This is a genomic window from Photobacterium lipolyticum (assembly GCF_003026475.1).
GTDB lineage: Bacteria > Pseudomonadota > Gammaproteobacteria > Enterobacterales > Vibrionaceae > Photobacterium > Photobacterium lipolyticum.
On record NZ_PYMC01000011.1, the window covers coordinates 116,688 to 132,448 of the forward strand.

Annotated in this window: 11 protein-coding genes; 4 read left to right on the top strand and 7 right to left on the bottom strand. The window is 46.7% G+C overall.

Features of this window, described 5'->3' with window-relative positions; translation table 11 throughout:
- Positions 1-107 precede the first annotated feature (107 nt).
- From C9I89_RS15570 to focA, 3 genes are all read right to left on the bottom strand, one after another.
- Positions 108-608 carry a YfbU family protein gene (locus C9I89_RS15570; RefSeq protein WP_107284239.1) on the bottom strand — a complete coding sequence of 167 codons (501 nt, stop codon included), beginning with the start codon at positions 606-608 and terminating at the stop codon, positions 108-110.
- A 613-nt stretch (positions 609-1,221) separates the two neighbouring features.
- A complete protein-coding gene (locus C9I89_RS15575; RefSeq protein ID WP_107284240.1) occupies positions 1,222-2,976 on the bottom strand; it encodes a formate--tetrahydrofolate ligase in 1,755 nt (584 codons plus the stop codon).
- A gap of 312 nt (positions 2,977-3,288) precedes the next feature.
- A complete protein-coding gene (gene focA / locus C9I89_RS15580; protein ID WP_107284241.1) occupies positions 3,289-4,758 on the bottom strand; it encodes a formate transporter FocA in 1,470 nt (489 codons plus the stop codon).
- Positions 4,759-4,994: 236 nt separating this feature from the next.
- On the opposite strand from focA, the gene C9I89_RS15585 reads away from it, so the two are divergent.
- Positions 4,995-5,900, top strand: a complete 906-nt coding sequence (locus C9I89_RS15585) for a LysR substrate-binding domain-containing protein (protein ID WP_107284242.1) — start codon at positions 4,995-4,997, stop codon at positions 5,898-5,900.
- Positions 5,901-6,260: 360 nt separating this feature from the next.
- On the opposite strand, the gene C9I89_RS15590 is transcribed toward C9I89_RS15585, so the two are convergent.
- Positions 6,261-7,202, bottom strand: a complete 942-nt coding sequence (locus tag C9I89_RS15590) for a LysR family transcriptional regulator (RefSeq protein ID WP_107284243.1) — start codon at positions 7,200-7,202, stop codon at positions 6,261-6,263.
- Between the two features lie 170 nt (positions 7,203-7,372).
- Here C9I89_RS15590 and C9I89_RS15595 point away from each other — a divergent pair, with 170 nt between their 5' ends.
- From C9I89_RS15595 to C9I89_RS15605, 3 genes are all read left to right on the top strand, one after another.
- Complete coding sequence (locus C9I89_RS15595; RefSeq protein ID WP_107284244.1) at positions 7,373-8,053, top strand: type 1 glutamine amidotransferase domain-containing protein; 681 nt, start codon at positions 7,373-7,375, stop codon at positions 8,051-8,053.
- Between the two features lie 78 nt (positions 8,054-8,131).
- On the top strand, positions 8,132-9,283 hold the full coding sequence (locus C9I89_RS15600) for an iron-containing alcohol dehydrogenase (RefSeq protein WP_107284245.1): 1,152 nt from the start codon (positions 8,132-8,134) through the stop codon (positions 9,281-9,283).
- Between the two features lie 369 nt (positions 9,284-9,652).
- On the top strand, positions 9,653-10,612 hold the full coding sequence (locus C9I89_RS15605) for a hypothetical protein (protein WP_107284246.1): 960 nt from the start codon (positions 9,653-9,655) through the stop codon (positions 10,610-10,612).
- Positions 10,613-10,722: 110 nt separating this feature from the next.
- Here the strand turns inward: C9I89_RS15605 and pflA are convergent, their stop codons facing one another.
- From pflA to C9I89_RS15620, 3 genes are all read right to left on the bottom strand, one after another.
- A complete protein-coding gene (gene pflA, locus C9I89_RS15610) occupies positions 10,723-11,463 on the bottom strand; it encodes a pyruvate formate lyase 1-activating protein (RefSeq protein ID WP_107284247.1) in 741 nt (246 codons plus the stop codon).
- 216 nt (positions 11,464-11,679) lie between these two features.
- The gene (gene pflB, locus C9I89_RS15615) at positions 11,680-13,959 is read right to left on the bottom strand and encodes a formate C-acetyltransferase (protein ID WP_107284248.1); all 2,280 of its coding nucleotides are present in this window, start codon (positions 13,957-13,959) and stop codon (positions 11,680-11,682) included.
- Between the two features lie 206 nt (positions 13,960-14,165).
- Positions 14,166-15,680 carry a DUF3360 family protein gene (locus C9I89_RS15620; RefSeq protein ID WP_107284249.1) on the bottom strand — a complete coding sequence of 505 codons (1,515 nt, stop codon included), beginning with the start codon at positions 15,678-15,680 and terminating at the stop codon, positions 14,166-14,168.
- Positions 15,681-15,761 lie beyond the last annotated feature (81 nt).

Consider the following 15,761-nt stretch of genomic DNA (forward strand, 5'->3'; position numbering starts at 1 on the left):
TTTGCATTGTTAGTAGGTGTTTGTGGGCAATAAAACCGGAGTAGGGACTCCGGTTTTTAAATATATAGAAGAATATTAAGTGCAAATACTGCTAAATATAAATAGCACTAGGCATTCAAAATTTGTTGAATCTCAGTAGCGGATAAATGATATTGGCGGGGACAGTTGCGCCAAGTTTGCAGCATACGTTGGTATTTTTCTAACATTGGCACCTGACTGTTGAACTGGTGCTCAGATTTATCAAACTGAGGATACAGACCTTCTTCGTCAGTTAAGAATCGCACATAGTGAACCAGTTGTGATTCTGTGGCGGCATCAAAGCCCAGAAATTGCAGGCGGCGTGGCTCAACCAGTTGCTGGTTAGCCTCATCGAGCATTTTATAAGATTCCTGCAGCGCGTGATGCATCTCCATGAAGTCAATAACATTGCGGCAGGTTTCTTCAGGAAGGCAGCCGAAGTCTTTGTTCAGTTCGCGCATTTGCAGGCCATAACCGCGCTCAACAATGGTTTGAAGTCGGCGATATTTTTCTGCGTTTTCAGGGTTCATCTGAGACATCAGAGAATACTGGTTAGAAAGAATAAGACGTTGAGCGTTTGTCATTTCCATAATAAAAGGCCTTAATATTGTTATGTTCTGCGGTTGAGATTATCAGGTTAAGTTTAAAAAAGCTTGATCTGACGAGGCGTAGCCGTCGTTTTTGTACTAAATATAACCGAGTGATGAAAGCTTAAGCAATAAATCGATATATTGTTGATTTTTATGTATTTAACCTTATATTTTTTGGGGGTTTGTGTTGATCTTGCTTTCTACAATCGTAGTTTAGGAAAAGGGGGTAAGGCAATTGATGTGCAATGATAGTTTTACAGTGGGGAGCTATACCCAAACCACCTCAAGATGCAAGATTCAGAGCTTCCTCTGGGAACTCAATTCGAATGAAATGTGTGTAGGAATGGCGAGCCCTTTCAAACACATTTTGTGAAGAAGTGATTTTCCAGAGGAGCTCCCAAAGGGCGTGTTTCATTGGCTTTTATTCTGTGTTAGCCATTCTCTAAATAGATCTACTATTCACTCAAATGGCTGCCTTGACTAAAAGCCAATGAATTCTCGCTGAACTCTGCATTTTGAGGTGGTTTGGGTATATAAGAAAGAGCCACTAAATGTAGCCCTTTCGTGTTTGGATGACAATAAGCGTTCTTTGAATTTACTTGCTTAAAGGCGGTTAGCTTAAGCCTACAATATTGCCATTGTCATCCAGATCTAATGCCATATAAGCTGGCTTTTCGGGCAAGCCCGGCATGGTCATGACATTACCGCACAGCGCATAAACAAATCCCGCTCCCGCACAGAGTTTTAGTTCACGGACCGGCAGAAGAAAACCTCTCGGTGCGCCTTTCACGCTGGGATCATGGGTGATTGATAATGGTGTTTTTGCCAGACAGACCGCTAAATTATCATGGCCCTGAGCTTTCAGTTCTGCCAGTTGTTGTTTGGCCCGTTCAGACAATTCAATACCTTGGCTACCATACCCCACCTCGGCGACCGTCATTAGTTTCTCTTCTAAAGTCTGTGACAGGCTGTAAAGTGGTTTAAAGTCAGCCGGTGTTTCACAGGCTGTAACCACGGCTCGAGCCAGTGCAATGGCCCCGTCACCGCCTTTACCGAAAGCTTCGCTGATCGCCACATCAACATAAGTGCCAAAGTCCTGGGCATTAACCATTGCTTTTAGCTGTGCAAGTTCGGCATCGCTATCTTGCGGGAAGCGGTTAATGGCAACCACAACCGGTAAACCGTATTTGGCGGCGTTACGAATGTGCCATTTCAGGTTCTCAAAACCCGCGACGAGTGCTTTTTCATCCGGGGCGAAAATAGCTTCGGGCAGTGGCTGACCCGGACGTAAATCATACAGTCCTGAGTTGGCTTTTAATCCGCGCAGTGTTGCAACCATGACCGCACAATCAGGGCCTCGTTCGGCTTGTTGTGCTTTGATGTTACAGGCTTTCTCTAACCCCATATCAGAGCCAAAACCGCCTTCGGTAACGGTGAATTCACTTAATTTCAGCGCGATACGATCGGCAATGATGGATGAGTTTCCATGGGCAATATTGGCGAATGGTCCGGCATGAATAAGGGTCGGCACACCTTCCAGCGTCTGCATGAGCGTCGGCTCAATGGCTTCGCACAGAGTAACGGCCATGGCACCCGCAACGTGAAGATCGTCGGCAGTGATTGCCTGGCCATCAATATTATAAGCCAGTACGATGCGGCCGATTCGCGCACGCATATCAGCAAGATCTCTGGATAAGGCCAGAATTGCCATTAACTCTGAAGCAGCAGAAATATCAAAACCGTCTTCACGTTCCAAGCCATTAATGGTTTTTCCCGGCTCATTAAGTCCCACGGTGATCTTGCGCAGCGCACGGTCATTGTGATCCATGACTCGCTTCCAGACTATACGGTTAATATCGATACGCAGCGGTGTCAGCTCGGTTCGCCGGGCAAATTGCTCATAACCGTGGCGTTCTTCATGGTACAGGCGGGCATCAATTGCTGCCGCCGCAAGGTTATGGGCGGCGGTGACAGCATGAATATCACCAGTTAAATGCAGGTTTAGCTTTTCCATCGGGGCGACCTGGCTATAGCCTCCACCAGCCGCGCCGCCTTTCACGCCAAAGACCGGCCCCATCGAAGGCTGGCGAATACAGGCAATGACTTTTTTCCCCACTTTGGCTAACCCTTGCGATAAGCCAATGGTGGTGACCGTTTTACCTTCACCGAGAGGCGTCGGGGTGATGGCTGTCACTAGCACCAACTTCCCTTCAGGTTTATCAGCCAGGCGTTTAAGAATTGAAGGTTTAACCTTGGCTTTCAAGGAGCCTTGTGGTGTCAGGTCTTCAGGTTTAATACCTGTAACTTGGGCAATCTGGTCGATAGGAGTGAGTAGGGTGTCGCGGCAAATTTGAATGTCGCTTTTCATATGGGCTCATTTCCTCATAGCGATGACAACAGGGAATAGTGACAACGGATATACTGCATCAGATTGGATCAACAGGCTGCGCAATCGTTTGCGTCGTGTTTATACCATAATTTTATCATGGATAAATAGAGTAATGGCGAGATAAATGTTGGTATTTTACATGGGGCGTTCTGTGGCGGTCGAGGTCTGGGTTAATTGTGGCTGCTGCGGCCGGAGAAATTTTAGGCTGGTGTGATTTCGCTCATCGGTTCGTAATGTGGGGAGAGCCAGACGATTATCCCGAGAGGGACAATCGTCTGGCGGGTTTGTTTATCAGGCTACTTCACACTCTTGGGATGTATTATCTGAGGCTATAACGGGGACTTGTTTGCCATAGACCGGGCGAAGCGCTTTGATAATGTCATTACGGGTGATCATACCAACGAGTACCTCATCTTTTACAACAGGAAAACTGTGCGGACGGTTTACCACCATAGTACGGGCGCGTTCATTCAATGAAAGCGTGGTCAGTCGGGTTGCAATGCCGCCGCTTGTGACCGGGTACAGAATATTTTTGTCGATACTCATGTACTCAGCAATATCAAGAATCGTGTTATCCGGGCTAACGGTCTGGATTTCATGCTTCATTAAGTCTTGCACTTTGCTTTCAGCATTTGGCACATAGTCACTACACCAAAGGTCAACCAAGGTGTCATGGACAGAGAAGAAACCGACTAGACGCTGGTCGCTTGATAGTACCGGCGCACCTGAAAGCTCTTTGTTAATCAAGATATCAAGTGCTTCTGCAACAGGCATGCCTGGCTGAAGGGTCGTCGTTGCAGGGTGCATGTGGTCGTTAACAAGCAGGTTGTCCTGAAGCATAGTAGTGTCCTTATTTAAAACGGCAGAATTTGAGAAATCGGGTGTGATGATGGTAGCTGTTGCCTGGTGTTCTTTCGGCGAGCTGAAAATAGCCCAGTAGCTAAGCCCGACGAGAACCCCGCCGCCGACGATATTGCCCAGCGTAACGGGGATAAGGTTGGCAAAGATAAAGTTGTGGATATTGAGATCAGCATATTGTTCCGGTGATACACCGAGGTTTAGCCAGAATGAGTCTGGGGCGATGTTCTGGATAGTGATGCCCAGCGGCACCATAAACATGTTGGCGACGCTGTGCTCAAAACCGGTGCTGACAAACATGGCGACCGGTAAAACCATAATGGCCATTTTTGTCATCATGTTGCTTGAGCAAAACGTCATCCAAATGGCAAGACAGACCAATAGGTTACATAAAACACCCAATGAGAAAGCTTCCAAAGGCTGGTGGTGCAGTTTGTGCTGGGCAACGTTTAGCGCATTTAACCCCCACTGGCCGCCGTCGAGCTGGTACAGGCTGGCCATTGAGACCAGAAGCAATAGCAGCATCGCGCCCAGGAAGTTGCCGAAATACACTTTTGCCCACGTTTTTAGCATGTGTCCGGTGGTGATATGTTTATTGGCTCTGGCGATAGAAGACAGCACCGTACTGGTAAACAGCTCACCGCCACAGATGACGACTAAAATCAGGCCCATGCTAAAGGCTAATCCACCAAATAAGCGGTTGATCCCCCAGTTTATTTCGCCATTACCTGTCGTCACCGTGAGGTAAAAAACAAAGGCGAGTCCAATGAAAACACCGGCAGTGATCGCTAATGCGATTGTTTTACTCGTCGACTTTGATGCTTTACTCACGGCATATTTTTCAGCCTGTTTCATCATTTCCATCGGACTGTAATTGGAATCTGTATTTATTGCCGAGCTCATCGATATGATCTCCATTTCGATTCGACGACATTGCCGGGTGAATTAAACAAAAAGAGGGGTAACTGAGTCATTGCTTCTCCTTATATCGAGATGTATGTGTTTAACGTGACTTCAGCTTAAGGGGGGATAACGGTGTGAGTAAAATTGATTTTTTTCTTATTCCCAATCATAAAAATTGATATCAGATGATGGTAAAGTTCCGGTTAATCATAGGGTTCAGGAAGAAAGGAGTCGCAATGCGATATTCTTTGAAGCAATTGGCGGTATTCGAAGAAGTAGCCAGCTCGGGCAGTGTCAGTAAAGCCGCTGATGAGTTAGCGCTCACTCAGTCTGCAGCCAGTATGGCGCTAGCTCAGTTAGAGAAATTACTCGGCAGGCCATTGTTTGAGCGCCAGGGAAAGCGAATGGCGCTGACATACTGGGGGACATGGTTAAGGCCAAAGGCGAAACAGCTATTATTTGATGCCCAGCAGATCGAATTAGGTTTCTACGAGCAGCATTTAATCAGTGGCGAAATTACGCTGGCAGCAAGCCAGACAGCCGCAGAGCACTTGCTGCCTGAGCTTATCAGCAATATTGATAGTAACTTTCCGGAGTTACGTATTAACTTCAAAGTAAAAAATACAGAGAAAGTCATCGATGGTATAAAAAACTTTGATTATGAGTTTGGTGTCATAGAGGGGCGTTGTGATGATAGCCGTCTCCAGCAAGAAGTGTGGTGTCACGACCATTTAGTGATTATCGCATCTAAACATCATCCGTATGCGAAGTATGAAAAAGTCAGTTTTGCCCAGCTGGAGCAGGCCAAATGGGTCTTGCGTGAACAAGGGGCCGGCACGCGGAAAATTTTCGAGAGTGCAATCCATGGTGTCATTGATGATCTTGATGTCTGCCGTGAATATGAACAAGTCTCCGTTCTTCGTACTTTAGTCGCGAATGGTCTGTACTTGAGCTGCTTGCCATACCTCGACGTTGTCAAGTTTATTAAACGCGGTGAATTGGTTGCCTTGAATGTGCCAGAACTCAACATGGAACGGACATTGTCGTTTATATGGCGGGCTGATTCGGTCGAAAACCCGTTACGTGACTGTATTAAGCGTGAAGCTTTACGCATGATTAGAGAAACCAAAAGAGATATGTAATCCGTATCAATTTAATTGATATGCATCTATGCATTTGATTTATATGCACTGGTGTTTTATCGCAGACATTTGACCAGTTCTGCCATCAAACGTCGTCATTCCGTAAAGTGAGGAACGTATATATACGGAATCTAGGGAGCTCACGGCTAGAACTGGATCCCGGATACATTCCTCAATTCCGGGATGACATGTCGAGGTGTTTCGAAGAGTGGGTTTCCGTGGCTTCATATACAGGGTTAGCCACACCCCAGATAGAACCTCAACGTGTTCATATGGCGGGCTAGCATAAAGGCCGCGTCTGCATTTTTGGTCTGGTTTTGCTGTGAGAATAATGTATATAAAATTAATTGCCTATTGGTATTAGATCTTTTGATGGTTACTTGGGTATGACATTTGAAAAAGCGGTGCAGGAAGTTGAGTGAAAAATTCCTGCAAGTGGTTCAGCAATAAGCGCATCTTCTTGGAGTTGGCAGCTCTCGGCGGATAAACACCGTAAATATTGATATCACTCAGCTGATAATCTTCCAGGATCGGGGTGAGCTGTCCCGACGTTATCAACGGCAGGGCATCGTAAATGGGTAATCGCCCGATGCCATGGCCACCTAACACAAAAGCCGTTCTTGCCGATGCACTGTTGGTGGCAATGCTGCCTTGCATTCTGACATTGTATGAGCGGCTGCCTTTCGACAGCGTCTGAATACGAGACGCTTGTTTGTAGACGACCCATTCATGATTAGCCAGCTCTGCCGGTGTGCGGGGCAGGCCATATTGACTAAAATAGCTCGGGGCGCCACACAGAATATTTTTCATGGTCATTAGCTTACGGGCATACAAGCCCGAATCTGCGAGCGGTGCTCCCCGAATCGCTAAATCGACACCTTCCTGAATGATATTCACTACCTCATCGGTCAGGTTCAGATCGATTTCAATTTTGGGGTATTGTTTTTTGAAGGTATTCAGAGCCGGTACAATGGTATACATGCTGATATTGACCGGGGCGGTGATGATGAGTTTTCCTTCCGGCTCCTCGCGCAAATTTTCGATTTGCTGGTTGGCTGCGGCAGCTTCGTCACTGATATTCTTGCAACGCTGATAATAACGCTGGCCTGCGTCGGTCAGGCTAATACTGCGAGTGGTACGGTTTAGCAAGGGGATCCCAATATGAGTTTCGAGCTTTTTTAAATGGTAACTCACAACCCCGCGGGACAGGCCCAGTTGCCTTGCTGCAGCCGAGAAGCTGCCTTGCTCAACAATTTGTGCGAATACCACCATGCTTTTTAGTTGCTCAAAGGAAACATCCATTTTTACTCGACTTTTATCTGTTATTCATTGAATGAGTGATTGCGTATGTGTTAACAGTATCTACTGTTCGAATTATTAAAACAATGATTCTCAATTTATCACCATTGTTAGATTAATCGTTCAGGCATAGACTTTCATCACGCTCTTAATCGAACAAGACGAGGTTGATAATGAAAATTTTAATGGTGCTAACATCCCACGATAAGCTGGGTGATACTGATCATAAAACGGGTTTTTGGGTCGAAGAATTTGCCGCGCCGTATTACTGTTTTTTAGATGCCAATGCTGACGTTACTCTCGCTTCACCTGCAGGTGGGCAACCTCCGATTGATCCGAACAGTGAATTAGAGCAATCACAAACCGATGCCACAGTGCGTTTCAATAACGATGAGCAAGCGCAGCAGGTGTTAGCAAATACCTTAAAGTTGGCCGATGTAAATGAAAAAGATTACGATGCAATCTTCTACCCTGGTGGTCATGGGCCATTGTGGGACTTGGTGAGCGACAGCCATTCAATCGCGTTGATTGAAGCCTTTTGGCAAGCAGGAAAACCCGTGTCGGCGGTGTGTCACGCACCGGCCGTGCTGTTAAATGCGAAGACTCAAGACGGTGAATATATCATTTCCGGCAAAGCGGTAACCGGCTTTACAAATTCAGAAGAAACGGCTGTTGGTTTAGCCGAGGTAGTACCCTTCTTACTGGAAGACGAATTAAAAGCCCGAGGCGGACAGTTTGAATCGGCACAAGACTGGAACCCGCTCGCAATTCAAGATGGTATGTTAATTACAGGGCAAAATCCTGCATCATCAGAAGCGGTTGCAGAAGCACTTCTGAGCCTGTTAGCTAAATAAGCGAAGCGAATAGCCAGATAAACGATAGAACAATTGAGACAAATACTAATTAATCCCTTGGATACAAAGGAACGAGCAATGCTTAACTTCACGTTTCATAACCCGACGCAGATCTTTTTTGGCGAAGACCAAATAGCAGCTATCGCAAAAGAGATCCCCGCGGATGCTAAAATTCTCGTCACTTACGGTGGGGGGTCTATCAAAACCAACGGCGTATATGAGCAAGTCAGCAATGCGCTGAAAGAGCATAATTGGATTGAATTTTCAGGCATCGAGCCTAATCCGCAATATGACACTTTAATGAAAGCAGTTGAAGTGGTTAAAACCGAGCAAATTACTTATTTGCTTGCAGTTGGTGGTGGTTCAGTCGTTGACGGTACTAAATTTATTGCAGCGGCGGCCCGTTTTGAGGGGGATGAACCTTGGGATATTCTGGCGAAACATGCACAAGTAGAAGACGCTGTGCCGCTGTCGTGTGTGTTAACCCTGCCGGCGACAGGCTCGGAAAGTAATATCGGTTCCGTGGTCACCCGGGGTACGACCAAGCTGGCATTTATGTCGCCTCATGTGCGTCCGATCTTTGCCGTACTGGATCCTAAAGTGACTCTTAGCCTCTCTGAGCGACAGGTTGCGAACGGCGTGGTTGATGCTTTTGTCCATACCATGGAACAATACTTAACGTTCCCGGTGAATGCGAAAGTACAAGATCGTTTCTCTGAAGGTTTGCTGATGAACCTGATTGAGGAAGGACCCAAAGCTCTGGCAACACCAGATGATCTCGACGTGCGCTCGAATGTCATGTGGTCGGCAACGATGGCACTGAACGGCCTAATCGGTGCGGGCGTACCGCAAGACTGGAGTACCCACATGATCGGCCATGAGCTGACAGGTCAGTACGGTATGGATCACGCGCGTACATTGGCGATTATTCTGCCTGCGGTAATGAAAGTACAGCGTGAGCAAAAGCGCGGTAAATTAATCCAGTACGCACAACGTGTCTGGCACCTGTTTGACGGTACTGAAGATGAGGTGATTGATCAGGCTATCGCGAAAACAGAAGTATTTTTCAAAGCGATGGGCATGCCGGTACGTTTGAGCGATGAAGATCTGGATGCCGCAAGTGTTGAAACTGTGCTGGCGCAACTTGAACTTCACGGTATGACAGCATTGGGTGAACATGGCGACATGACACCAGAAGTTAGCCGTAATGTACTGGAAACCGCGCTGTAAGCATACTCAAATTCCCCTGAATTAATTAAGGCCTACCAGCGATATGCTGGTAGGTTTTTTTAACCAATTGTTTCTACTGATTTAAGGTTGTTCCGATTTTTGTGCCCATCCTCTTAGCGGTATTTTTTGAGACATTCAGCCCATTCCGATCTGCATGCCAACGGAGTTTTTCACCTGCTAGCAGTGTCGCTGGTGCTTGGGCTCTCAGGAAAAAGAGGTTGCTCCCAAAGACTGAAAAAAATGAAAATACATCTATTTGATTTCATTTGCCGTATCAATAACCGCTTAAAAAGTGAGCGTTCGATCTATGGACAAGGGGACAATTATCTATAAAATCCGGCCGTAATTGATACTGCTAGGGAAGATAAAATGATCATCAAAGGAAAGCCGGTAAGGGACTTTTCCCTCAAGCTTAATACTTTGTTTCGTGGGCTAGGGTGCCTGCTGCTACTGCTGCTGTTGATTAACTTGCATACGATTACTGACAATTTGTCTAACTCTGCTTTTGCGCTTCAACAGTTGACGGTACCGGCGAGCTCTGGCGAAGCATTGCCACCCATATCGGAAGATCCGTTAGCGACTTCTTCCGAAGCGAGTGCACAGCCTGGTGAGGCAACCACATCCGCTGAAGATGAGATTGTCGAGCTCAGGCAAGCGGCATTAGCGCGGTTTGCCAATAAGTTTAATTATCCTGGTTCGGTGGAATTCTATAGCCTGGCCAGCAACGAGAACTGGATGTTTAGCCCTGCGACGGTGATGAATAAAGACAATGTACTTAATCTCACGACCTGCGGCTATTATTCGGCGAAGAATGCCATGGGGGTTGCCGGGGAAAGGGTGCCATTTATTGTTGATCTTATTTATGATTTTTTAAATCAAAAATACAGCGTCCACGGTTATTTCGAAGATGAGAGATCTCGCTATTATCAGTTTGACGGTAGCAAAAAACCGGTTGAGTTAAACCGTAACCGGTTCAGAAATAAATGGGATGTAGCCTGTAAGCCGCTAAAGGTCGATAAGTACGACGATATACTTTCGCTCGCCACGGTCGGACGGTTCGAGCCCAGAGATGACACTACCTTCAAGCGACAGCTTAATGCGTTTGATGACAAGGTACAGGAAGAAATCGCAAGCTGCGTCGAAGATGAGGTACTCACCGCATCAGTGTCAGGTTTGTCTGCCCGTCAAAACCTTTGTCTGTTCAATGCCCAGTGCAGCATTCTGGAAGGGGTGGCCAAAAGTAAGTGTGACTTGGTTAATCAGACCTGTTCTGGTGATGATAAGTCGCTGCTTTGCAAAACAACGAGCAAGGCCCAGATAGCCAGTTAGCCTTAATATTCATCAGAATAAAAATACCCTTCGGAATAAGTGCAGAAGCAAGGCTGGGGATGAACGTCTTCCCGCTGCTCCTGCACTTTTAGTTTTCAGGCCGTTTCGCGTTAGTACATCACCTTGTGGCCATAGCTGGCGAGGATGTCTTTCATTTTTTCCATGGTTTCTTTTGATGGCGGGTTTACACCAGAGAGCGGGTAGTCATAACCCATGGCTTCCCATTTATGTTCGCCTAGCTGGTGGTATGGCAGCAGCTCGATTTTCTCGACGTTGTCCATATCTTTGATAAATTCACCCAGCATATGGGCAGAGCGTTCATCATCGGTATAACCCGGAACAATCACGTAGCGAATCCAGGTTTTTTGCCCACGCTTGTGCAGATGGCGGGCAAAATCCAGAACGCGCTTGTTAGGAACACCAACAAGATTTTGATGAATGGTATCGTCCATTTGTTTTAGGTCGAGCATGACCAGATCGGTTGCGTCCAGAACTTCATCAACGACATCGGTATGTTTACGGATATAACCGTTAGTGTCGAGACAAGTATGAATACCTTCTGCCTGAGCTGCCCGGAAAAAGTCGCGAATAAATTCAGGCTGAAGCATAGCCTCACCACCCGACGCTGTGACACCACCACCAGAGGCATTCATAAAATGGCGGTAAGAAACGGCTTCCTTCATGAGTTCTTCAACAGTGATTTCTTTCCCGCCATTAAGATCCCAGGTATCGCGGTTGTGGCAATACTGACAACGCATTAAGCAGCCTTGCATGAATACGATAAAACGGATGCCTGGTCCGTCGACGGTTCCGCAAGATTCGAAAGAGTGGATACGGCCTTTTACTGACATTGCTTAACTTCTCCGCATGGGGCGTGTTTTATACCTGTCATTTTATTACAGAATGGCAGGCTAAAGTAGCAATAATACAATGAGGCTGCTGTTGTCTGTTATAAGTAGACCTAAAACAAAAAAAGCCGGTCAGAGACCGGCTTTTTAACTTACTTTTAAGTGGCGAGTTTCGAGTATCTAGACTCTAGTTTCTCGCCACTCGTCACTAGCTCTAAATTATAGAGACTCAGTGAAAGTACGTGCGATAACGTCTTTCTGCTGTTCAACTGTCAGAGAGTTGAAACGCACTGCGTAACCCGATACACGGATAGTTAGCTGTGGGTACTTCTCTGGGTGCTTAACAGCATCTTCAAGAGTTTCACGGTTAAGAACGTTGACGTTCAGGTGCTGACCGCCTTCAATGCTGCCAGCTTCATGGTGGAAGTAACCATCCATCAGACCTGCAAGGTTAGCTTTTTGAGACTCAACTTCTTTACCAAGTGCATTTGGTACGATAGAGAAAGTATATGAGATACCATCTTTAGCGTCAGCAAACGGTAGTTTACCTACAGAAGTCAGTGAAGCTACCGCACCTTTCTCATCGCGACCGTGCATTGGGTTAGCACCAGGAGCGAAAGGAGCGCCAGCACGACGACCGTCTGGAGTGTTACCTGTTTTCTTACCATATACCACGTTTGAAGTGATAGTCAGGATAGACTGAGTAGGTACTGCATCACGGTAAGTCTTAAGCTTACGGATTTTCTCCATAAACGTTGTAACTAGTTCACAAGCGATGTCATCAACGCGAGCATCGTTGTTACCGAATTTAGGGTAATCGCCTTCGATTTCGAAATCGATAGCAATGCCGTCTTCGTCACGGATTGGTTTAACCGTCGCGTACTTGATTGCAGCTAGTGAGTCAGCAGCAACAGAAAGACCAGCGATACCACAAGCCATTGTGCGCTTAACGTCACGATCGTGCAGAGCCATTAGAGACGCTTCGTAGCTGTACTTGTCATGCATGAAGTGAATGCTATTTAGAGCAGTCACGTATTGCGTAGCAAGCCAGTCCATTAGCGTATCCATGCTTGCCATTACTTTATCGTAGTCAAGCACTTCGTCAGTCATTGGCGCTGCTTTAGGAGCAATCTGAAGCTTCAGTTTCTCATCAACACCACCGTTGATAGAGTAAAGCATCGTTTTAGCAAGGTTAGCACGCGCACCGAAGAACTGCATTTGCTTACCAACAACCATTGGCGATACACAACAAGCGATTGCGTAGTCATCTGAGTCCATGTCAGGACGCATCAGATCATCGTTTTCGTACTGGATTGAAGAAGTATCGATAGATACTTTTGCACAGAAACGCTTGAAGCCGTCAGGTAGCTGCTCAGACCAAAGAACAGTGATGTTCGGCTCTGGAGATGGACCCATAGTGTACAGGCTGTTTAGGAAACGGAAGTTAGAACGCGTTACCAGTGTACGACCGTCAAGGCCCATACCACCCATTGATTCTGTTGCCCAGATTGGGTCACCAGAGAATAGCTCATCGTACTCAGGCGTACGTAGGAAACGAACCATACGTAGCTTCATTACGAAGTGGTCAATCATTTCCTGTGCTTGAACTTCAGTGATTGTGCCAGCAGCAATATCACGCTCAAGGTAGATATCCAGGAACGTAGAAGTACGACCAAGAGACATTGCAGCACCATTCTGTGATTTAACTGCAGCCAGGTAGCCGAAGTAAGTCCACTGAATCGCTTCTTGTGCTGTAGTTGCAGGACCAGAAATATCACAGCCGTATTTAGCGGCCATAGTTTTAATCTGACCTAGTGCACGGTGCTGCTCTGCAATCTCTTCACGAAGTTGCATTGTCATCTGAAGGTCTTCGCCTTTCTCGAAACGCTCTTGCAGAGACGTAAACTGAGCGAACTTGTCCTTCATCAGGAAGTCGATACCGTATAGTGCAACACGACGGTAGTCACCGATGATACGACCACGGCCGTATGCATCTGGAAGACCAGTCAGAACACCAGACTTACGGCATTTCATGATATCAGGCGTGTAGATATCGAAAACGCCCTGGTTGTGTGTCTTACGGTACTCAGTGTAGATCTTTGATACCATAGGATCTAGTTCACGACCGTATACCTTGCATGAACCTTCAACCATACGGATACCACCGTTAGGGATGATTGCACGCTTAAGCGGAGCATCAGTCTGCAGACCAACGATAGTCTCTAGATCTTTGTTGATGTAGCCAGCATCGTGTGAAGTGATGGTAGAGATAACAGAAGTATCAAAATCAACAGGAGCGTGAGTGCTGTTTTCCTGTTTGATGCCTTCCATTACTTGAGCCCAAAGCTTAGCTGTTGCCGGCGTCGCTTCAGATTCTAGGAAAGACTCGTCACCTTCATACGGGGTGTAGTTTTTCTGGATGAAGTCACGAACGTTAACATCGTTCTGCCATTCACCTTCAGCAAAACCTTCCCAAGCTTTAGCAAATTGCTCTGCCATGATATACCTACCTTTTTAGTAGAAAAAATACGTACTGATTTTGAAGCCGTTGAGCTAATCACCATCGAATGGTGGACAGTACACTTCATTAACAATAATACGGATAACCAAATCTATCCGTTCAACGAAAAAAATGATTTCATTATTCGTATTAGTACTAATAACCAAGTTAAGAGAGGGCAGTGCAGCGCACTGCCCACATCACATTATAGTAGTGCTGGAATGCCGTACTTGCCTTCAAGCATACCTACCGCCAGCATCGCCATTAGACAGATGATAAGCACAGAGGCAGGGATAACAATACGGTCCATGAACGAAAGCTTCTTCGCGCGTTCTTTGTCACCAATCAGGCCGTTGTTATCTAACAGCATGGTTAGTGCCCATGCCAGTACCGGGTTGGCAACTGCAGAAGCAAAGATACAGATACCAGCAGATTGTGAATCTTTGGTGTCTTTGACCATTTGCATACCGGCTTCCAGTAGCGGCAGGAATACACCCACTAGCAGAGCAATACGCATTACTGGTGGCCATACTGCAACATCCATCGGGAAACCAAGGATTGCGATAAGCATTACCAAAGAGCCCAGAATGATAGCACCGCCAGGGATAGGACGCTTAGCGATTGCCGCCGGGATCATGTACGTACCCCAAGACGATGTGATGTTACCACCACCGACCGCAGTACCTACCATCTGACGGATAGAACACATAGTCATAGTGTCATCAACATCCATCAGTACTTTGTCAGTACCTTTAGGGTAGTTAAGTTCTTGGAAAATACGGTGGCCCAGGAAGTCAGGTGACCACATTGCTACCGCCAGAATGGCAAATGGCAATGATGCAATGAAGTGCTGCAGGTTTGGCAGACCAAGCATCCAACCTTCTTCCGTGCTGCCCCACCAGTATACAGGGTTCAGGTTTGGCAGGCCCATTTCGGTTTCGAAAGTAAGGTCAAAGCCAGCACCAAATGCCAGAGCAACCAGAAGTCCTGTTACGGCACAAGCCGGGATAGCTAACCAGCGCTTGTTGATACGGGCAAGGAATGCATAAAGCACGATGTTAACCGCCAGTACAACCAAGCCAATATAGCCTAGGCTGCCTTTGGCAATTTCGGCAGTTTCCAGGCCGGTTGCCCAAGTTTGGATCTGGCCGATTTGGCTCATTGCTCCGGTAAAACCAAGGAAGACCAACAAGCCACCGGCAACACCCTCACCGGTCAGATTGACCAGTTTAGAGCCGCCTTTGAAATAACTAAGTAGCAGACCGAATACACCAAGAAGGAGAGCAAGAGCAAGAGGGTGTGCACCGGCTAGGGCAATGGTACCGATCAACGGGATCATTGGACCGTGGTTACCTGCCAGGTTGGCGCGGGGGTTGATAAATCCGGATGCCAGAATACAGAAAAGAAATGCAGGAATGAGCATTTCAACGCGTGAAACTTCAATGGCGAACTCTTTGCCAAGGGTGATGTGTGGCCAAGCTTGAGTTAGACCTTCAGCCCAAGACATCATTACCGCAGAGTACATTGCGATAATACCGATAGTACCGGCTAAAGCGGGAACCAGATCTTCCCATTCAAAGCGGAAGTCACGGCCTGGCAGGTTTAAGCCAAAGCGGCGTGGTTTCATTATCTTGAGTTCGTTGTCAAGATAGTCAGATCGACTTGAGAAGTCAGAGGCAGGACGGTGTTGCTCCTGATAACTTCTTTCTTCAGATGACATAATTGCCTCGTTCTACGTTATAAAATAATTCTTGTGTTTATTACTGTAATCTAGCGTTCTTACCTGAGAACAAATTCTTCA